The following is a 20,421-nucleotide window of genomic DNA, read 5'->3' as shown; positions in this document are numbered from 1 at the left end:
TAGATTTGGATACGAAGTTAAGTATATTTGAAATTATATAGGATGTGAAAAGTATGAAAGGTTTAAGTAAAAATAAATTGATAAAGCAATTAGCGTTTTATAGTTTGATATTGTTATGTTTAGGTTGTGTAAACACACAGCAACAGTCTGATGTTATGGAGGAGCAATTTGCGCATACGAATTTATTAATCAATGAAACGAGTCCTTATCTTTTACAGCATGCGCACAATCCTGTAAATTGGTACCCTTGGGGGGATGCAGCATTTGAAAAAGCGAAAAAGGAAGATAAATTGGTCTTAATCAGCATTGGTTACTCTTCTTGTCACTGGTGTCATGTAATGGAGCATGAAAGTTTTGAAGATTCTGCTGTCGCAGCCTTGATGAATGAACGATTTGTATGTGTTAAAGTAGACCGAGAAGAGCGGCCTGATGTAGATCAAATTTACATGAATGCGGTTCAAATTATGACTGGTAGTGGTGGCTGGCCTTTAAATTGTTTCGCTTTAGCAGATGGTCGTCCAGTATATGGGGGGACTTATTACCCTAAAGATAATTGGGTAGAATTGTTAAATAATTTAAGTACTACTTACACCAAGGATAAAAGTCGTTTCGAAGAGTATGCTACTAATCTGACTGAGGGTATTCAACAGTCGGAATTAATTAAGAAACCAGTGGAAGATAGTCCAATTGAAAAAGCTGTTTTGCATGAAATGGTAGAGAAATGGAGCGAGACTTTCGATAAAAAAGAAGGAGGACCAAATCGATCTCCAAAATTTCCTATTCCGAATAATTATAATTTTTTAATGAGCTACGGTCAGCTAACCAAGGATGAGGTCTTGTTGGATTATGTAGATTTAACCCTGCAAAAAATGGCTTTGGGAGGAATTTATGATCAAGTAGGAGGTGGCTTTGCGCGATACGCTACTGATGCGATTTGGAAAGTGCCTCATTTTGAAAAAATGCTTTACGATAATGCCCAATTAATTTCTTTATATAGTGTAGCCTATCAAAGAACAAAAAATCCATTATACAAACATGTGGTTTATCAAACCATAGCATGGTTGGAGCGTGAAATGACTGCTGAAAATGGCGGGTTTATGTCCGCTTTAGATGCGGATTCAGAAGGGGAAGAAGGTAAGTTTTATACCTGGTCAAAAGAAGCGTTAAAAGCGGTTTTAAATGAAACGGAATATGAGTTGGTAAAAACCTATTACCATATAAATCCCAAAGGAGCATGGGAAGGTAAATATATTCTATTAAGAGAAATGGGGGATGCGCATACCATCAAAAAAACAGGCTTATCGGAAGTTGCTTTAGCCGAAAAAATGGAAGCCATTAATAAAAAGTTGTTAAAGGAAAGAGCAAATCGCATAAGACCTGGCATAGACGATAAAATTTTAACGAGCTGGAATGGGTTGATGATAAGCGGACTTGCTGATGCGGCAATGGCATTTAATGAACCTAAATTTGAAAGCTTGGCCATTGAACATGCTAATTGGCTCCTTAAAAACTTAGTGGCAGCAGATGGCAGCTTAATGCATACCCATAAAAATAAGACCAGTAAAATAGCAGGTTTTTTGGATGATTATGCTTTCACAAGTAGTGCATTTATCAAACTATATGAACTTACTTTTGAGGAAAAATGGTTGGATAAAGCAAATCAATTCGTAGCTTACACAATCGAACATTTTAAAGATCCAAAGTCTGGTATGTTTTATTTTACTTCTAATGTAAGTGAATCTTTAATTGCTAGGAAAATGGAAGTGAATGATAATGTTATTCCAGCTTCTAATTCTGAAATAGCGAATGTTTTATTCGATTTGGGGACATTGTTGGATAGTACTAACTACAAAAACACAGCCATTCAAATGTTAAGTAATGTTCAAGGAGATATGTTGTCTTACCCATCTGGTTACTCTAATTGGGGAAGATTGCATTTAAAAATAAGCTTCCCTTATTACGAAATAGCCGTTACAGGAAAAGGGTGGAAAGAGAAATTGAACCAGTTTAACCATACCTATTTGCCTAATAAATTGATGATGGGTGGGGTTAAAGGAGACTTGCCACTGTTAGAAGGAAAGTTTATTGGTGAAACTACTATTTTTGTATGTGTAAACAAGTCCTGTCAGATGCCAGTAACTATGGTAGAAGATGCTTTAAAACAAATGACTACTAAATGAAGAAATTAATTATAACAGCTATCCTTTTTTTGAGTGTGCAGTTGCTAGCTCAAAATCCAGGAAATATAGGAACGGCAAATTTGACCGCTTGGTTTAAACCGGATGGTTTAGCAATAGGAAATGTTACCAGTTGGACCACTACTTTTCCAATTGGTGCTGGTGCAATATCTGTAACAGATGCAACCACTCCTTATCCACAAGCAACAAACACACCAGCAGGGAATATTTCAAATTATAATACTACCATTGAATTTGACGCCAATACTGCGACAACACTTAAAGCCTTGCAAAATACGTCTAATTTAGACTTGTTGGATAATTCCTCAACAGGTGATGAAGGTACTTTTTTTGCGGCATACTATCTTCCAGCTACCACAACAAATGACCATATGGTACTTTATAAAGAAAGTGGTTCAACTTCAGATGCTATTCAATTCAGAAATTTGGGTGCTACTGGTAGACTAGCCATTGGGAATGCACCAACTAATTCTGTGAATGCATGCCGAAATTGGACAGAAAGTTTTACCCCTACTATAATATCTTATAAAGGAAATAGAAGTGGTTTAACCACTATGGAAGCGTATCAGTCGTCTTTGCTGTTTACTACCAGTGCTGCATCTCAAGCTTCTGGTCCAACGGGTCTGTATTTTGGTACTGGCGTTGGTGCTGGTCCTCAGTATAACGGCTTTTTGCATGAATTTATTTTTTATAATGCCGACTTGACAGCAGTGGAAATGGCAAAAGTTCATTCTTATTTAGCGGTAAAATATGGTGTTACACTAGATAATACTGGCGGTGGAACGCAAGGAGATTATCAATCTACGGCTGGAGATATTATTTGGGATGCCTCTGTGTTCCCAAATTATCACCATGATGTAATAGGGATTGGGAGAGATGATAATCAAGGATTATTGCAAAAACAGTCCCATACTTTTAATGATGCTTATCGCTTATATGTGGCAAATATTGCCACGACAAATGTTGGGAATACCGGCGCAGTAAATATGGATAATGCTTTTGTTACTATGGGAAGTGATCAAGGGGTGGCTTGTGCAACTGCTGCAGCTAATGCTGAGGTTCCCGTTGCGCCAATTTTATTTTCAAGAATAGAACGAGAATGGAAGATAACAAAGACAAATTTCTCACAACCCTTTAATGTCGATATTCAATTAGACCCTTGTGCTGTTCCTGCCAATTTTGAATTTGATTGTATGCGTCTACTGGTAGATGATGATGGTGATTTTTCAAATGCTACAGTTTATGATGCCGCTAGTGGTTTAGGTTTTAATTATAATCCTAATGGTATGGTAAGCGTAAGTGGCATTGCGAATTTACATATACCGGATAATAGCACTAGGTATATTACTTTAGGTTCTGTAAATATTCCAACTGCAGATTTAGGAAACGATACTTTATTGTGTCAAGGGCAATCTTTACTACTGGATGTTACTACTCCAGGTGCTACTTATTTATGGCAAAACGCTTCCACAGGTCCAACTTTTAATGTTACTGGTCAAGGGACTTATTGGGTAGAGGTTAGTAATGGGGTTTGTACGGTTCGCGATACCATTATCGTGTCAACTTTGGCTTTAGCTACTGATTTAGGAAATGATACTACCATTTGTCAGGGGGAAACGTTATTGTTAGATGGAACTGCACCTGGTGCTTCCTATTTATGGCAAGATAATACCACAAACCCTTCTTTTTCGGTGACTACAACAGGAACGTATTGGGTGGAATTAACTGTAGGCGCTTGTGTAGAACGTGACTCTATTGTTGTTACTGTAAATCCACTACCTATTGTAAATTTAGGTCCGGACACGATTCTTTGTGAGAATGCCAATTTGGTTTTGAGTGATGCGGTTGTTGGTGCTACATACTTATGGCAGGATGCAAGTGTAAATACAACTTTTAATGTTGCGAGTGCTGGGGGGTATTGGTTAGAGACTACTTTGAATGGATGTGTGGCAAGAGATAGTATAAACGTCGTTTACCAACAGGTTAGTGTAGACTTAGGGAACGATACAAATATCTGTCAAAATCAAACTTTATTGTTGGACGCTACAACAGCAAATGCCACCTATTTATGGCAAGATAATTCAACGAACCCTACTTTTAATGTGGTGCAAGCTGGGCAGTATTTTGTAGAAGTAACAGTGAATGCTTGTACTGCAGACGATACTATAAATGTAACGTACACGCAATTACCTACCCCTGATTTAGGGAATGATACTACTTTATGTGAAGGCCAAAGTTTATTGCTAGATGTGTTTGAGACAAATGCAACTTATGCTTGGCAAGATAATTCAACTAACCAAGATTTTAACGTGACCACTGCAGGAACTTATGATGTAGATGTAACGTTTAATGGTTGTCAAGCTTCGGATGCGATTATTGTAAGCTATACTGCTTTGCCTATTGTAAGTCTGGGGAATGATACCACATTATGTCCTAATGCAACACTATCGCTTTTAGCTACAAATTCAAGTTCGACTTATTTATGGCAAAATGGCGCAGCAAATGCTAGTTTTTTAGTGTCTGCACCTGGTAAGTATTATGTACAAGTAACGAGAGGGAACTGTCCAATAGCAGATACCATTGAAGTAGCTTATTATAATAGTTTAGGTTTGCTCTTTCCAAATTATGATACGATTTGTGTTGGTACAACCATTAATTTTACGCACAATGTTGCAGCACCATCTATTAGTGAGTCAAATTGGGATTTTGGTGATTTTTCAAATAGTAATCTTTATTTGCCTAGTCACCAATATGATGAGCCAGGAAATTATACTATTACTTTAACTGTTAAAAATAGTGGCGGTTGCGAAGAGGTTTATACAACCAGTATCGTTGTAGTAGCTAGACCAGATGCTGATTTTGTGTTTTCACCAACTAGTCCACTTAAGGATGAGGTGGTTGAATTTCAGAATTTATCTACTGGTGGGAGTAATTATTTTTGGCAGTTTGGAGATGGTGCTAGTGCAGTAGACGTAAATCCAACACATATCTATTTGTCACCGAAACTGTATCAGGTTACACTAACCGCTTCAAATCCATATTGTGATAATGCTACATTTGCTTCTATTGAAGTAAGGGATGAGCTATTGTTTTATATTCCAAATTCATTTACACCAGCGGATATTGGTAGTGCAAATTCAAATTTCCAACCTGTTTTTGTATCAGGCTATAATCCTTATGTGTTTCATATGTTACTTTTCAATAGGTACGGTGAGGTAGTTTTCGAATCTTTTGATGCGAGTCAAGGATGGGACGGAAGGTACCAAGGCGAAATGGTAAAGCAAGGTGTTTATGTGTGGAGAGTACAGTTCGGAGAATTAGTATCGGATAAAAAAACAATAGCAGAAGGGCATGTTACTGTATTGAGGTAAAACATTGCCTTCTTTCTTTAGCTATTTATAGAGGGAAAGAAAAGAGATAGGATTTTGTTTAATGCTTTTATTGCCTCCTACAATAAATAGGAGGAAGAGTTTTTTACATGCGTATATAATAGTTTGCTATTCCTTTCTTAGGGTGTAGGTGAGTTTTTATAGCTCTTCGTAATCGTCGAATTCATCACTCCCTTTTTTCGGGTAAGCCCAATCCCATATCAATCCTATTACAATTGCAATAAGTAATATAGGGAATAAAAGTCGGGCAACTCGAATGAAGAACCATCCGACTAATAAAATGAGGAAAACTATGAATATTTTAACGGTAGCACTCGATCTCATACTTTATTTATTATTCTAGTTACCAATAATTTTAAACTCTGTTCTTCTGTTTTCCTGTCTGCCATTTTCATTCTTATTGGAAGCAATAGGGTTGGAAGAACCATATCCTTTAGCTTCTAGTCTAGAAAGTGGAATTCCATTTTTAACTAAGTATTTTACTACGGATTCTGCTCTTGCTTGTGAAAGTTTATTGTTGAGCGTTGCAGAACCTGTGTTGTCTGTGTGACCAGAGATCTCAATCTTTAATTTTGGCACATCATTCATTAACTTTAATAATCGATTAAGCTCACTGTTCGATTCCGCTCTTAAGGTGGACTGACCAACATCAAAGAATATGTTTCTTAGTGTTACGGTGTTGCCAATTTTTACATTTTTTAGCTCAATGGTTTTGTTGACTAAATTATAGGCGCTACCAGAAGGGATATCGAAGTTTTCAGAATGAAACATAAAACCGTCAGCTTTTACTGCTATTCCGTAATTTTTACCAGAATTCAAGGAGATTAAAAATTTTCCTGTGGCACTATTAGTCGTAAAGGTTTCTATGATTTTGCCAGTTGAATTATCGGTAATTTCAATTTCTGCTTCTACCGCTTTTTTGGATAAGTCATCAATGGTTTTCCCTTTAAAAACGGTTAAATTTATGGTTTCTGATACTTTAACAGCGCTAGCCAGTTGCGGATCATTGATTGGTTGGGTTATAGAGGCTAGTAGGTAGTCTTCTACACTAAAAGCGGGTATTTTTTCTTCTCCCCAAAAGGTGACGCGATAGATGTCGTTTCCTCCCTTACCACCGGCTCTATTAGAGGTGATGTATGCATATTTACCATTGGCAGATGCAGAAAAGAAAAGGTCGTCATAAGGCGTGTTTATTGGAAATCCCATATTGATTGGGTCACTCCATTTTCCACTTTCATATTTACACATAAAAATATCATAACCTCCAATGGAATTAAATCCTTCCGAAGCAAAATACATGGTTTTACCATCTGGATGCAAATATATAGGGCCTTCATTAAATGGGGAACTAGAGTTCATTACTTTATTTGGGGTACCATACCTTCTTTCTGAGCGATTCATTACACCTGAAATATAGATGTCAAAACCAGTATTCCCGCCTTGGTTTGCTTTGGCGTAATAGATGTAAACATCTCCCTCGCTATAAGAAGCGTACATGTCATTACTTTTTAAATTAATGTTTCTAGAGATGCCGACAGGAGTTGACCATGAATCGCCTTTAAGAAAAGATTCATAAATATCATAATCCCCTTTATCATTCACTTTACTGATTAGCATTTTAGTACCATTATAGGACAAACAGTTAGATATTTCATCCTTTTCAGAGTTGATTCCGCCTTTGGCTATAGTAGGTTTTGTCCATTTTCCGTTTTCAAAACTAGTGGTATAAATTTCATTGTCATAAAACCCCAATTCATTAGGCTTATGCGCATTTGCTCGGTTCGAGGTATAGATTAATTCCTCTCCATCCATAGTAATAGATGGGGCAAAATCATTTGCTGTTGTATTCAGTTCGTCCACGTTGTCCACCCATACTCGAATCGGGTTTTTGGTAATGGACATTGCGTTTTCACATTCCTTTTTTCTTTTTTTGACAAACTTTCCAAAATCATCTGCCTTTTTGTATTCTGCCTCAAAAGTGTTGTAATATTTTAATGCTTCACCATAGTTTTCTCTTAAGTGATTTACATAGCCCATATAGTAATTAATGAATGGATCTACTTCTCGATTTAATGTAAAAGCAGTTGTGATATAATTTAAACCTTTCTCTTTGTCAGTGCTGTGTAAGTAACAAACGCCCATTTTATAGTTTAGGTCAGCGCTCTTAGGGTTGAAAGCATATGCTTTTTCAAAATGTGTCAAGGCATATTCAAATTTTAATGCTGGACTTTGTGTAGCAAAAACCAATGCTTGGCCTTCGTCAAATAAAACGGTGCCTAACTCAAGTTGTTCGCGAGCGATTTTAAATTCTTCTTTTTGCTCTTTAAAGTTACTGGATTTAAAGGCTACATTTTGAGCGTAAGTGTAACTTGTAACGATACAGATTAACGCGGTGAAAAATAATTTCATAATAAATTAATTTGAACAATTTGTGGATTGGTAGTGTTTTCCTAAGATGGAGCCTAGCTCAGTCGCTTTGTGCCAGTCTTCACATGCGCCATTCATGTTTCTTAACATTTCTTTGGCCATGCCTCTATTTACATAGGCGTCTGCAAATTCTTTGTCTAATTGAATGGCTAAGTTTGCATCTGCCAAGGCTTTTGAATATTCTTTCATCTTAAATTGTGCTCCAGCTCTATTGCTATAGCCTGGTGCATAAGAAGGGTTGGTGCGCACACATTTGTCGAAATCTTTAATGGCTTCCACCGTTTTGCCCATTTCCATTAAACATACCCCTCGGTTGTTATACGATAAGTAAAATGTATTGTCAATACTAATGGCTCTGTTAAAAGCTTTTAACGCAGCTTCATAATCTTTCATTTTGGTTTTTGTAGAACCAATATTGTTTAAGACAAAAGCTAAGTTTTCGTTCATCTTTGCAGCCATTTCATAATCGGATACCGCAGCGGAATAATCTCCTTTCATCCTTTTACAGGAGCCTCTGTCGTTATAAGCAAAAGCATTTTTAGGTTCTAATTGAATGGTTTTACTGAACTTTACTATAGCAGCGTCATAGTTTTTCTGTAAAAACATTAGTGTACCATAATTATAATAGACATTTGGGTTGTTAGGTTCTGCTTTTAATGCCAACTCATAATCGTTTTCGGCTGCAGCAAAATTGTTGTTTTTTTGATTGGCTATGGCACGTTGGAAATATGCTTTTGTATAAGTAGGGTCTATTTTTAAAAGAACGGAAAGGGTTTGAATCGCATCTTTTGGTTTCTCGGCTTCGTTTTCAGCAAGGGCTAAATTGAAATAAGCTGCTATAAAATTCTGGTCAGCTTCAATTGCAGCCTTGTATTTAGAAATGGCCAAAGGATAATTTTTTGCGTTAAAAGCAGCTATACCTTCATTGTAGTTTTTTTGAGAAACTGCTGTAGCAAGACTGGATTCGTTAATATTGATGATAGAGTCTCGGTATCTAATCTCTTCTTCTGTTAAAGTTTCTTGCGCTATAGCTTGCATGCTAAAGCATAGCAAAAGTGACATGAATAGGTGTTTCATCTTTCTAGTTATAAGTAAAGCTATGAAGTTAATGTAATTTTATTAAGAATAAAAGGAGATTGTTTTTTAATTTAATATTAGGTTGAATTTCTGGTGGGTTTCATTTTTTCTGCGGTCAATTACCTTGATCAATAATTCATTATTACCCTTTACTAAATGTATTTTACTTCTCTTGTTTAATGGGATGATGTATCTTCCGTTTCTTTTATTGTATTCAGTAAGCACCCACTTGTTATTGAGGTATGCTTTGTAGCTTGCTACTCCTGAAATGTTGTCGGAAAGGTAGAACTCCAATGTACTATACTTACTTATGTTTTGGTTTTCTTTAAAGTCTATTGGCGCTATTTTGGGTGCAATCGTGTCGATAACTAAAGTGAATTTACCAAAATTTCTAATGCCAGCATTTATCCAGCCGTCTTCCATAACACCTCCTTTGAAAAACACCCTGTTTTTATGGTCTAATAGTACAATGCCCATCTTTTCTGTTGGCAGTGAAAGGTATTTTTCAGGAATCTTAATTCTAATATTAATATCGGATTGTACTGGGGTCAAAAATTCAAATAATTGGTAAGTAGCGCTGATAAAATAACTATTACTATCTCGCTCTGTTTTTCGGGTTATTTTTTGTACTGGTTCATAAAATTTGTTTTTTTCTATCAATGCCTCAAAGCCATCCATGCTAATGGAGTTGGTGTATTCTGGAAAGTAATAGTCTTTTTTATTTAGCGGGTTTGTTTTTAAGGTGTCTGTGGGTTTTTTTATACTAAAAGTTAGCCAGCTTGTGTTCTGGTGGATATCCATGACTTGGATTTTGTAATTTCCCGCTATAGAATCGGTTTGAATTTTCCCGCCATTCAATGGGTATATAGGGAGAGGGTTTATTACGGTTGTAAATTGTTTGTGGATGTGTTTTTTTTCGTTTTTGTAGGCAAAGTAATCGGTGTGGGAGTTGATAAAGCGGTTAAAATTGAAATCCATGTAGTTTATTTCTTGGTGATGAATTAATTGCTTGCCTTTAAATAATCGACTGCTGTGTATGCCGCAGATGTTATAAGCAGCATCTAATTTATCAATGGTGTTGATGCCAAAAGCAATTTTGCTGTCTTTTAATAGTAAAGCATTAATCTCAATTGGTTTGTCGTTATTGATCACGTAATTGCCGTCCTTTTTTTGTGTGGGGTAGTAGGTCGACTTAAAAGGGATCATGTAACCTTTTGGTGTGATTGCATAAATTTTAAGACCACGAATTTCAGGTGACTTACTGTCTTTAACTATGTTTTTATATACCTTAAATAGTAAGGGGTTAATGGCGTGTTCTGTGGCCGTTTCTCTAATTTCAAAATGTAAATGTGGTGCCGAAGAGCTGCCAGAGTTTCCTGAGTATGCTACTACTTCTCCTTTTTTTACTGGAATTTTTAAACCAATTATGTTTTCATCAATAATAGCCGACTCATTTTTAAGTTGTAGGGTATATACTAAAGAGTCGAGTAAAGGAGGGAAGTCGCTACAATGCGCAAATACACTCGTTAAACCATTATTGTATTGGATATATATGGCTTTTCCATAGCCCCAAGGTGAGATTCTAATTCTTGAAATAAATCCATCTTCAATCGCGTATAATCTGTAGCCTTCCGTATTATTGGTTTTAATGTCAATCCCTGTATGAAAGTGGTTAGGTCTTAACTCGCAAAAGTTGCCAGCCAAAGCAATATCTAATTTAATTGGTATGCCTAAATCCATGTTGTAATCTATGTTTTTTTTGACCTGTGCCATGCCAATAAAACTGAAGATAAGGAAGGAGAAAAGAAGGTTGAATTTATTCATGAATAATACTTGTTTTAAAGCCATTGCAAAAATAACGCCTTTAACGGCGAGAATTGTGTAAAAAGGATTTAATTTTTAAAAAAATGTTTTTAATAATTCCTGACGGTTTACTTTGATAATGATTTTGCAAATTGTATTTTTGTCTCTTAAAATTTGATTTAGATTGATGTCAAGTTCAAATCCCAATTTAGCAAAAATAGAAATAGGTGTAGATTTACTTTTAGATAAGATTTCTTCATTATCTCTATTGGTTAAAAATCAGGAAGAAAGAATTGATTTATTAAATGCAGACAATGTTAAATTAAGGTCTGAAATAAATGGGCTAGAAGCAGAAAAAGTTCGTTTGAAAGCTGAAATTCAGTCGAAGGCGAATAACTCAGCACCCAGTGTATTTGATAAATCAGCATATAATCAAAAGATTAATGATTTGGTCAAAGAAATAAACAGTTGTATTTCTTTACTCAATAAATAGACAATGGAAAAAGTATCTTTAAAAGTTATCATTGCAGGTAGAACTTATCCTCTTACTATTAAGAAAGAGGAAGAAGGAGCTATTATGCAAGCTGCTGAAAAGATAAATACAAATATTAAAAAATTACAAGGTAATTACGCGGTTAAAGACATGCAAGATCTTTTGGCCATGACTACTTTGCAGTTTGCAGTTCAAGCTAATGGTTCAACAGCCCCTAGTGCCTCCATTGATCCTTCTTTTGAAGAAGATCTGAATCGAATTTTGGAAAAAATAAACACGCAGTTATAAACGTAATTGCGCATTAAAAATCTTCAGTTGACAAATGTTCAATTGGACCAAAATTTATTATATGGAAACAACAAGTATAATCGTAGGATTAAGTATAGGTATTTTAATAGGCGCCGTTATTGCCTTTATTTTTCAGCGTACCGCATTGAAAAATAAAACAGCTTCACTTTTAAAAGAAGCAGAAAATGAGGGAGAGGCCTTAAAAAAGGATAAAATCTTACAAGCCAAAGAAAAGTTTTTAGCCCTTAAGTCAAACCATGAAAATGAAGTAAGATCTAGAGAACAAAAAATCCAAAGTGTTGAAGATAGAATGCGACACAAGGAAAAAACATTCAATCAAAAGGCCGGAGAAGTAAATCGAAAAGAAAAAGATTTAGACAAACTTAAGGCGCAAGTGGAATCCGAAATAGCAGCGGCAAAAGGGAAACGTAACGAAGTAGAGAAGTTACACCAAAAGCAAGTAGCTGAATTGTCAAAAATTTCTGGTCTTTCTCCAGAAGAAGCTAAAGTAGAAGTAAAACAAGCATTAATAGATGAGGCAAGAACAGATGCCATGGCTTCTATTAAAAATATTGTGGAAGAGGCGAAGATTAATGCAACTAGAGAAGCTAAAAAAATAGTAGTTCAATCTATTCAGAGAGTTGCCACGGAACAAGCTATCGAGAATTCTGTGTCTGTCTTTAATATTGATTCTGACGAATTAAAAGGTAGAATTATTGGTAGAGAAGGTAGAAATATTAGAGCGCTGGAAGCGGCAACAGGAGTTGAAATTATTGTAGATGATACACCAGAAGCAATTATATTATCTTGTTTTGATTCGGTAAGAAGAGAGGTTGCTAGATTGGCACTGCACCAATTGGTTTCAGATGGTAGAATTCACCCAGCAAGAATTGAAGATGTAGTCGCAAAAACAAGAAAATCATTAGAAGAAGAGATTATAGAAACTGGTAGAAGAACTTGTATTGATTTAGGAATTCATGGTTTACATCCAGAATTGATGCGAATGGTAGGTAGAATGAAATACAGGTCTTCCTACGGTCAAAATTTATTACAACACAGTAGGGAAGTAGCTAATTTATGTGCAATTATGGCTGCAGAGCTAGGGTTGAATGTGAAGATGGCAAAAAGAGCTGGTTTGTTACACGATATTGGTAAAGTTCCTGAAGATGAGCCAGAATTGCCGCATGCTTTATTGGGGATGAAATTGGCTGAAAAATATGGAGAGAAACCAGATGTTTGTAATGCAATTGGTGCTCACCACGACGAAATTGAAATGACGACTTTAATTTCTCCAATTGTTCAGGTTTGTGATGCCGTTTCAGGCGCAAGACCAGGTGCAAGGAGAGAAATTGCAGAATCTTATATTAAAAGAATTAAAGAGTTGGAGACATTGGCTTTAGGGTTTGACGGTGTAACGAAGTCTTTCGCTATTCAAGCAGGTAGAGAGTTGCGTGTATTGGTGGAAAGTGAAAAGGTGACGGATCAACAAGCAGATGAATTGTCTTTTATCATCTCTCAAAAAATTCAGAATGAAATGACTTATCCAGGTCAAGTAAAAGTAACAGTGATTAGAGAAAGACGTGCTGTGCATTACGCGAAGTAAAGTTGAATAGTAAATGAGGATAGTTAAATGAAGTTGGACAAGCGTATGTTAAATAATTTTGTGCTGGCATTAATGATTTATCTGCCAACATGTGCCTTTGTCCCTCTTGAATTATACCTGGTCTTAATGGCCTACTGTTTACAGTTAAACCTAAGCTTTTTAAAGCATTTTATACAAGAAATAAAAAAAGGAAGAATTAGTAGTAAGCCTTTTTTTATTTTAATAATTATTGCTTTTCTTAGCTTTGTTTTAAGACTGGTAGATTATCCCAACTGGCTGTCTATACGAGATGTTTACAGCTTTTCCTATTTGTTTCCGCTGACTTTTATTGTTGCAAAAACTATCCATAAAAGAACGCAAATTTTCACTTTTATATTTTACTTTATTAGTATCGAAATGTTAGTGTCCCTGTTTCAATATGGAGCAGGTGTTACTACCTTTTTTACCAGCTTAAACTTATACCGAGAATTTGAAGGATACGATTTACTCTACTTTACCCGTGTATTCGGATTGAGTGAAAACTCTTCTGGACTTTCCTTAAAATATGTGATTGGACTTATTTTACTAGGTGCATTAAGTATGCCTTTTAAGAAAAAGGTCATTTTTGAAGTAATTTTTCTTGTAGGATCTGTTTTTACTTTTGGTAGAATAGCATTAATCGTAATTCTTTTTTATTATTTATTGAAATTATTTGATGCTGTTTTTATCCAAAAGAACTTTAAAGTAAAACATTTTATTCCAATAACAGTACTAGTCCTTGTATTTGCTATTAACCCAATTTGGAGTAAAAATCAATTTACTAGAAATAATATTCAAGTGACCCATACGCGAATAGATAGTAAAGTGAGCGAAAGAAGTAATGCCGTTCCAGCCGAAACATTTGATTTTACCCATGAAATGGGAATTGATAAAATTGATATGTCGGGTAGGAATGAAATTTGGAATACTTTTTTAAATTTCAGTAAAGAGCATTTACTCTTTGGGAATATGGGGAAAAAATACATGATTAATTCTTATCATGCACACAATTCATACATTGAATTCCTGACTTCTTATGGCTTATTAATATTTGTTTTCTTTGTCGGCTTATTTTGTGTTTACATTAATAAGCAAAATTACGTTTTTGTACTTTCCATTATGTTTTTGGCAATGGGACAATATTTAATTTTCTGGGGCGCTTCCTTTTACGATTTTATATTTTATTACCTTGTATTTTTTTACAAAAGGAATAATGAAGAACCATGAATTGGTAAAACATATCGAAACCAATAACGCTGTTGAAGATATTCGATATAAAGGTTTACAGCTTTGGCTAGAAATTAGAAACCGTTTTTACAGTAAACTTTTTGAAGGCGAGGAGTCTACCTTGAAGATTGGGTCAGCTACCTATCGCTTTATATTAAAAACCTTTTTCTATGGTTTCTGGAATTGGTTTAAAAATTATGATGCCTGGTTTATTGGCTCGAGCATTAATCGGGTAGAAATAGAGGGGAAATATTATGACCGTCATTTTGATTTTATCGCTACCCAATTTAAAAAGTCGTTGTTTATTGAGTTGTCTACCGACCATGTTATTCCAAGAAAAAAACTGTTTTCTAAATACGTAGTCTCTAAATCTCCGCTTATCATTTTAGAAAAGTGCTTTGGTTTATTTGTTAGATCGAAAAAAAATGACTTCGATATTTTGAATAAATTAAAACAGGAATATAATGTAGAAATGGATTTTGGTTATGCAATAAAAAAAATGATCACCCAATATAAGGTCATGAAACTAATGTTGTTGTTTAAAAAGCCTAAAGTCGTTTTTATAGCGCCATCTTACACAGCTTATGGTTACATTAAGGCATTGAAAGAAAAAGGTGTTAAAGTGGTGGAGGTGCAGCATGGAGTTATATTAAAAGAACATTTTGGTTATAATGTCTATGCACAGTTTGATAGGGATTATTTTGTAGATAGTCTGCTCACGCTAGGACAGAAAGAAAAGGCTGTTTTTGGTGGTGATAATAAAGGTATTTCACTTGAAAATGTTATACCAGTTGGTAGTTTCTATTTAGATTATATGAACAGCCATGTCGCTAAAATTGACTTGCCAAATGCGAATAATAAAAAGTATAAAATTGCGGTTTCCTTACAAGAATTACCAGTAGGCGATAAGCTGATGGATTTTATAATTGCTTGCGCTACCCTTTGTCCTGATTATGTTTTTTATTTAAAAACCAGAAGGAGACGACCAGATTTTTATACGGAAAAGTATTCAATACCAAGCAATGTAATTTTTATTACAGATTTGAATGTGTATGAATTAATACAACAATGCGATTACCACATGACTATTTACTCTACTTGCGCACTAGAAGCACCTGCGCTTGGAGTTCAAAATATATTGGTGGATATTGATGGAAAAGCAAAAGCTATTTTTGGCGAAATCTTAAAAGAAGGGAAGGCTTCCATGTATTGCAAGGATGTGTCGCAATTTGTAGCGCTAATGAAAGACCACGAATTAATCGCCCCTGATGTGGTTGCAGAATCGAATCAAGATGTGATTGCTGTACAGTATAAAAAGAATATTAAAAACTTTTTAAGTAACCATTATGCTTAAGAAGTTAAGAAAAAATAAATTAGTATTTTCAATTGGTTCCTATACTATGGTGAACCTCATTAATCAAGGAATTCCTTTTTTAATGTTGCCTATTTTAACTAATTATTTATCCCCAACAGATTATGGTATTTTAACGAATATTGAATCTTTAATTACCATTACTGTAACGCTTATCGGGATAAACTTTGCTGCGGCATTTTCGCGTCATTTTGTCAATGAAAACTTTGATGTAAATGGGTATTTTAAAACAGGGTTGAAAGTGATATTTTTCAGTTTCTTACTGGTTAGTCTTTTGTATTTTTTCTTAGCTGATTTCATCTATCAATTTACCGCTATACCTATTTATATCATTCGATTCATTTCCATTTATGCGCTGTTAAATGTGGTGTTGGAAGGTCTGTTGACGTTATGGCGGATGGAGGAAAAACCATTTCATTATGGCATTTTACGCATTTCAAAAACTTTAATTGAAGTAACTATTTCCGTCAGTTTAGTCGTTGGTTTAGAATATAACTGGCAAGGTAGGTTTATTGGACTTTGTATAGGTGTTTTTGCCTGTAGTTTGTTTGCTTTGTTTTATTTGGTAAAAATGGGCGTATTTAAAGCCAAAATCACCAAAAAGTATCGAAAGCAGTTTTTAACTTATGGTTTACCTTTAATTCCACATTCTATTAGTGGTGTTATAATTTTTTATTCTGATAAAATTGTAATTACCAAAATGATAGGGATAGAAGAAAATGGTTTGTATAGTGTCGCCTTTACTTTGGGTATGGTGATTAGTTTGTTGCAAAATTCCTTTAATCAAGCATGGGTACCTTGGTTGTTTAAAAAGCTCGCATTAAGGTCTAAGGATGAAGATAGAAAATTAGTGAAAATCACCTACCTTTATATGGCTGCCATGATGGTATTGGTCTTTATTTTATGGTTAGTGGCGCCAATCTTGTACCTATTTATTGGAAGTGAATTTAAATCGGGCATGTCACTAGTAGCTATTGTCGGACTTGGTTTTGCTTTTAATGGGATGTATAAAATGATGGTAAACTACTTGTTTTTTGCCGAGAGAACTAAAATCATCTCTATCGTTACCCTAGGAATAGCAGTGTTGAATATTGGCCTGAATATCGTTTTCATTAAACAGTTTGGGTTGGTTGGTTCAGCCTATGCTTCGGCACTCTCCTTTTTCGTGCAATTTATAGTAACCTGGTATATCAGTAATCTTTATTATCCCATGCCTTGGTTTAAGCTAAAAAAAGAGTAATTTAAGATGTCCATGCTTCAAAAAATAAACGTTTTTTTATTAATGGTGATTACCTTTTTAATCCCCATTCACCACAAATTTATTGCACCAATAATTGGTTTGTGGATTATCTCTAGTATTGTATTAATTATTCGATTTAAGCGGAAGCCTCAATTTAAATGGCCTATTGTTTTAATTATTACCTATTATGTTTTGTTGATTTTTGGCCTTTTTTGGACCGATAATTTGAAGGTAGGCGTTTTTGACTTAGAAGTGAAAATGTCGCTATTTTTATTCCCTTTGGTAATGGCATTTTTTCAGTATCGTGAAAATGAAATGAAATTAATTTTGAAAGCCTTTTATTTGGGGTTAACTATTGGTAGTCTTTTTTTATTAGGGCAGGCAGCTTGGCAATACAGCAATACAGGTAGTGTAAATAAGTTTTTTTATGCGTATTTATCGCCCATTATTCACCCAAGTTACCTTTCATTTTATTTTGTAATAGGGCTTGCTTTCCTGTTGATAGTTTTATATCAAGGTAGAATTAAATCTAGTTTAAATAAAAAAATAGCAGTAGCCCTTGTTTGTTATTTCTTTGTATTTAACATCTTAATCCTTTCCAAAATTGGTATTGTGGTTGCTACTTTTATAGTGTTGCTTTTTATTATTTTGTTTGCCATTCAAAGAAAAAAAATTGGGATTATCATCATAGGTTTTTCTGCTTTGATAGTGGTTTTTTTTGCCGCGTATCACAACTCCCTGTATATACAACAAAGGGTAGTGGAGTTTAGTAAAGGGTTATCTGCGAAAAGTGGGAATTTTAGCAAGGGGTCTACTGGTATTCGTATTAAAATTTGGAATAGTAGTATGGCACTTATTCAAGAGAAGCCAATTATTGGTTATGGCACTGGGGATGTTAAAAGTGTGCTAAGAGATCAATACTTAGTGGATGGCAATCTTTCCGCCTATGACAAACAATTAAATGCCCATAATCAATTCCTGCAAACGACTATTGCACTCGGTCTCCTAGGGCTTCTATTATTCCTGTCCATTTTTATATTTGGTATAGGGATGGGACTAAAAATGCATAATTATTATTTATTCAGCTTTTTGATTATCAGTATTGTTTTTATGTTGCCGGAATCTATTCTAGAAAATCAAGCAGGAACTATATTTTTCGGCTTATTTTTGTCATTGACTAATCAAAATATTTTATTCACCAATAAAAATACTGAATTTGAATAAGCCAAAAGTTAGCATCATCATTCCATGCAGGAATGAAGTAAAGTATATAGCGAAAAATATTGATTCTATTTTAAGTCAAAATTATACTGGCGAAATAGAGGTATTAGTAGTGGATGGATTCAGTGATGATGGAACAAGAGATTTAATTAAAAAGTATGACCATGCCCTGGTTAAATTAATAGATAACCCAAATAAATTTACTCCAGATGCATTAAATATTGGGGTAGATGCAGCCGAAGGTGATATTTTTATCATTTTAGGCGGCCATGCTTATTTAGAGGAGAGTTTTGTAAAGTTAAATGTGGAGGCCTTGCAAAAGGATAAATCAGTAGGTTGTGCAGGAGGAAAAATAGTTAATATTTTTGAAAACGAGACAGGCGCTATCATATCTAAAGCTATGGGGTCTGTTTTTGGCGTAGGTAATGCTACTTTTAGAACGGGCGGTAAGACCGGTTATGTGGATACTGTTGCTTTTGGAGCATATTATAAAAAGGTGCATTATGAAATTGGCAAGTTTGATGAAGATTTGGTTAGAAATCAAGACGACGAATACAATTATAAAGTAAATAAAGCGGGTTATAAGATTTTTTTTAATCCCGACATTACTTCTTACTATTACGTGCGTGGTTCTATTAAGAAATTATTTAAGCAATATTATCAGTATGGATATTGGAAAGTTTATGTCAATAAAAAGCATGGTACTATCACTACTGTTCGTCAATTAGTGCCTATGCTATTTGTCTTGGGCTTATTGTTTGGTGTTTTTATTTCCCTCTTGGTTCCTTTGTTTTGGTGGATTATGCTACTTGGTGTTTCTATGTATGCAGCCTTAGCATTATACTTTGGACAAAAAGTGAGTGACCACTTTACGGAAGGGCTAAAAATTAGTTCGGTTTTCCCTATTCTGCATTTTAGTTATGGAAGTGGTTACCTAAAAGGTATTTATGATTTTATCTTTATTGGAAAAAAACCTTCTCAAAAAAGCAAGACAACTTCTAGAGGCTAAAGTGGCATGGCTATTTGTCTTTTTTAACTTGTGCTAAATTGTTTGATTTAAAAGGATAGGAATACTGACATAAAATGTAAATATTCCTTTTGATCACCATTTCATTGTTTTGAATAAAAAGATCTAATCTTTTCTACCAAAGGGATAGATAAGTTGTTTCCAAAAATTGGAAATTGGAAATTTTTCATCATTTTCAAATCCTAATTCTATATGCGCATCATCATTTGGAATGTAATTTGTTCTGAAAATATAGTCCCACAAACTTAAACTAATGCCATAATTAACACCGTTTTGGTGGTCTTTAGGTAAGGCTTTGGCGTGGTGCCATAAATGCATGACTGAATTGTTGAAAATGTATTTTAATGGTCCCCATGTGATTCTGATATTTGCATGGTTTAAGTGTCCAATCGCAATGGCGATAAAATGGATAATAAAAGCATCTTGTGGTTCCCCACCAATAATGATTAAAACTACCAAGGTTTTTAAAGGCTTATATACAATGTTTTCCATCCAATGGTAACGTAAGTGCGCTGCAAACCCCATTTCTTTAACGGAATGATGGACTTTGTGAAACTGCCATAAAAAATTGTATCTATGTAACATTACGTGGGTAAACCATTGTACAAAATCATTAAGTATAAAGAAAATGACTAACTGTCCCCACTTAGGCAATGCACTTAGATTTAGAATTGCTAGTGTCTCATTAGAAATTGGAGAGTATTTTGAAATTAACGCGTATAAACCACTGATGATGGCCGTGAAAATAAAAAAGTTAAAAAACATATAAAATGCATCTAACCAGAAATCTCTTCTAATAATTTTTTGGTCTTTTCTCCAAGGAAAAAGAATCTCTAGAAAAAATACTACCAAGGAAATGATAATTAATCCCCAAAAATAGTTTTCATTCCAATTTACATCAAATGTAATTTGACGCCAAACCCAGTTGAAACTTCCAGAAATTGTATTGAAAATATATTGGAGCATGTTTTTGTTTTATACAAATATAAACCTAAATAAAAATATCAATTGTATGATTTGTCACCGAGTTAACAATTA

General features: G+C 34.6%; 15 protein-coding genes. 10 read left to right on the top strand and 5 right to left on the bottom strand.

Features of this window, described 5'->3' with window-relative positions; genetic code table 11:
• Positions 1-53: 53 nt before the first annotated feature.
• The gene (locus tag DNU06_RS13150) at positions 54-2,180 is read left to right on the top strand and encodes a thioredoxin domain-containing protein (RefSeq protein ID WP_233503033.1); all 2,127 of its coding nucleotides are present in this window, start codon (positions 54-56) and stop codon (positions 2,178-2,180) included.
• The gene (locus DNU06_RS13145; protein WP_111063946.1) at positions 2,177-5,569 is read left to right on the top strand and encodes a PKD domain-containing protein; all 3,393 of its coding nucleotides are present in this window, start codon (positions 2,177-2,179) and stop codon (positions 5,567-5,569) included. Before DNU06_RS13150 ends, DNU06_RS13145 begins: the two co-directional genes overlap by 4 nt.
• A 156-nt stretch (positions 5,570-5,725) precedes the next feature.
• On the opposite strand, the gene DNU06_RS13140 is transcribed toward DNU06_RS13145, so the two are convergent.
• The 4 genes from DNU06_RS13140 to DNU06_RS13125 form a co-directional block, all read right to left on the bottom strand.
• Entirely contained in the window at positions 5,726-5,911 is a 186-nt protein-coding gene (locus tag DNU06_RS13140; RefSeq protein WP_111063945.1) for a hypothetical protein, read from the bottom strand.
• A 15-nt stretch (positions 5,912-5,926) separates the two neighbouring features.
• Positions 5,927-7,996, bottom strand: coding sequence for an OmpA family protein (locus DNU06_RS13135; protein WP_111063944.1), 2,070 nt, complete (start codon positions 7,994-7,996; stop codon positions 5,927-5,929).
• Positions 7,997-8,002: 6 nt separating this feature from the next.
• The gene (locus DNU06_RS13130) at positions 8,003-9,091 is read right to left on the bottom strand and encodes a tetratricopeptide repeat protein (protein WP_111063943.1); all 1,089 of its coding nucleotides are present in this window, start codon (positions 9,089-9,091) and stop codon (positions 8,003-8,005) included.
• A 66-nt stretch (positions 9,092-9,157) separates the two neighbouring features.
• Positions 9,158-10,915, bottom strand: coding sequence for a M23 family metallopeptidase (locus DNU06_RS13125; protein ID WP_158526897.1), 1,758 nt, complete (start codon positions 10,913-10,915; stop codon positions 9,158-9,160).
• 166 nt (positions 10,916-11,081) lie between these two features.
• On the opposite strand from DNU06_RS13125, the gene DNU06_RS13120 reads away from it, so the two are divergent.
• The 8 genes from DNU06_RS13120 (at position 11,082) to DNU06_RS13085 (ending at position 19,365) form a co-directional block, all read left to right on the top strand.
• Positions 11,082-11,387, top strand: coding sequence for a hypothetical protein (locus tag DNU06_RS13120; RefSeq protein ID WP_111063941.1), 306 nt, complete (start codon positions 11,082-11,084; stop codon positions 11,385-11,387).
• 3 nt (positions 11,388-11,390) lie between these two features.
• Positions 11,391-11,675 carry a cell division protein ZapA gene (locus tag DNU06_RS13115; protein ID WP_111063940.1) on the top strand — a complete coding sequence of 95 codons (285 nt, stop codon included), beginning with the start codon at positions 11,391-11,393 and terminating at the stop codon, positions 11,673-11,675.
• Between the two features lie 61 nt (positions 11,676-11,736).
• Entirely contained in the window at positions 11,737-13,278 is a 1,542-nt protein-coding gene (gene rny / locus DNU06_RS13110) for a ribonuclease Y (protein WP_111063972.1), read from the top strand.
• Between the two features lie 126 nt (positions 13,279-13,404).
• Positions 13,405-14,523: a hypothetical protein gene (locus DNU06_RS13105; protein WP_233503031.1), complete on the top strand. Its 1,119-nt coding sequence runs from the start codon at positions 13,405-13,407 to the stop codon at positions 14,521-14,523.
• Positions 14,510-15,877 carry a hypothetical protein gene (locus tag DNU06_RS13100; protein WP_146239244.1) on the top strand — a complete coding sequence of 456 codons (1,368 nt, stop codon included), beginning with the start codon at positions 14,510-14,512 and terminating at the stop codon, positions 15,875-15,877. The genes DNU06_RS13105 and DNU06_RS13100 overlap by 14 nt, the downstream gene beginning before the upstream one ends.
• Complete coding sequence (locus DNU06_RS13095) at positions 15,870-17,135, top strand: lipopolysaccharide biosynthesis protein (protein ID WP_111063937.1); 1,266 nt, start codon at positions 15,870-15,872, stop codon at positions 17,133-17,135. The genes DNU06_RS13100 and DNU06_RS13095 overlap by 8 nt, the downstream gene beginning before the upstream one ends.
• Positions 17,136-17,147: 12 nt before the next feature.
• Complete coding sequence (locus tag DNU06_RS13090) at positions 17,148-18,359, top strand: O-antigen ligase family protein (protein ID WP_158526896.1); 1,212 nt, start codon at positions 17,148-17,150, stop codon at positions 18,357-18,359.
• The gene (locus tag DNU06_RS13085) at positions 18,352-19,365 is read left to right on the top strand and encodes a glycosyltransferase family 2 protein (RefSeq protein ID WP_199399029.1); all 1,014 of its coding nucleotides are present in this window, start codon (positions 18,352-18,354) and stop codon (positions 19,363-19,365) included. The genes DNU06_RS13090 and DNU06_RS13085 overlap by 8 nt, the downstream gene beginning before the upstream one ends.
• Positions 19,366-19,488: 123 nt before the next feature.
• On the opposite strand, the gene DNU06_RS13080 is transcribed toward DNU06_RS13085, so the two are convergent.
• Positions 19,489-20,349: a sterol desaturase family protein gene (locus DNU06_RS13080; RefSeq protein ID WP_111063934.1), complete on the bottom strand. Its 861-nt coding sequence runs from the start codon at positions 20,347-20,349 to the stop codon at positions 19,489-19,491.
• Positions 20,350-20,421: the final 72 nt, after the last annotated feature.

Source organism: Putridiphycobacter roseus (assembly GCF_003234935.1).
Taxonomy (GTDB): Bacteria; Bacteroidota; Bacteroidia; order Flavobacteriales_D; family Crocinitomicaceae; genus Putridiphycobacter; species Putridiphycobacter roseus.
The sequence above is the reverse complement of the archived record's forward strand: the minus strand, read 5'-3'. Positions and strand labels throughout refer to the sequence as shown.

Bases quoted from the DNA above. Each gene is read 5' to 3' on its own strand.
- DNU06_RS13150 (WP_233503033.1), top strand. From the start codon at position 54: ATGAAAGGTTTAAGTAAAAATAAATTGATAAAGCAATTAGCGTTTTAT.
- DNU06_RS13145 (WP_111063946.1), top strand. From the start codon at position 2,177: ATGAAGAAATTAATTATAACAGCTATCCTTTTTTTGAGTGTGCAGTTG.
- DNU06_RS13140 (WP_111063945.1), bottom strand. From the start codon at position 5,911: ATGAGATCGAGTGCTACCGTTAAAATATTCATAGTTTTCCTCATTTTA.
- DNU06_RS13135 (WP_111063944.1), bottom strand. From the start codon at position 7,996: ATGAAATTATTTTTCACCGCGTTAATCTGTATCGTTACAAGTTACACT.
- DNU06_RS13130 (WP_111063943.1), bottom strand. From the start codon at position 9,091: ATGAAACACCTATTCATGTCACTTTTGCTATGCTTTAGCATGCAAGCT.
- DNU06_RS13125 (WP_158526897.1), bottom strand. From the start codon at position 10,915: ATGAATAAATTCAACCTTCTTTTCTCCTTCCTTATCTTCAGTTTTATT.
- DNU06_RS13120 (WP_111063941.1), top strand. From the start codon at position 11,082: ATGTCAAGTTCAAATCCCAATTTAGCAAAAATAGAAATAGGTGTAGAT.
- DNU06_RS13115 (WP_111063940.1), top strand. From the start codon at position 11,391: ATGGAAAAAGTATCTTTAAAAGTTATCATTGCAGGTAGAACTTATCCT.
- rny (WP_111063972.1), top strand. From the start codon at position 11,737: ATGGAAACAACAAGTATAATCGTAGGATTAAGTATAGGTATTTTAATA.
- DNU06_RS13105 (WP_233503031.1), top strand. From the start codon at position 13,405: ATGGCCTACTGTTTACAGTTAAACCTAAGCTTTTTAAAGCATTTTATA.
- DNU06_RS13100 (WP_146239244.1), top strand. From the start codon at position 14,510: ATGAAGAACCATGAATTGGTAAAACATATCGAAACCAATAACGCTGTT.
- DNU06_RS13095 (WP_111063937.1), top strand. From the start codon at position 15,870: ATGCTTAAGAAGTTAAGAAAAAATAAATTAGTATTTTCAATTGGTTCC.
- DNU06_RS13090 (WP_158526896.1), top strand. From the start codon at position 17,148: ATGCTTCAAAAAATAAACGTTTTTTTATTAATGGTGATTACCTTTTTA.
- DNU06_RS13080 (WP_111063934.1), bottom strand. From the start codon at position 20,349: ATGCTCCAATATATTTTCAATACAATTTCTGGAAGTTTCAACTGGGTT.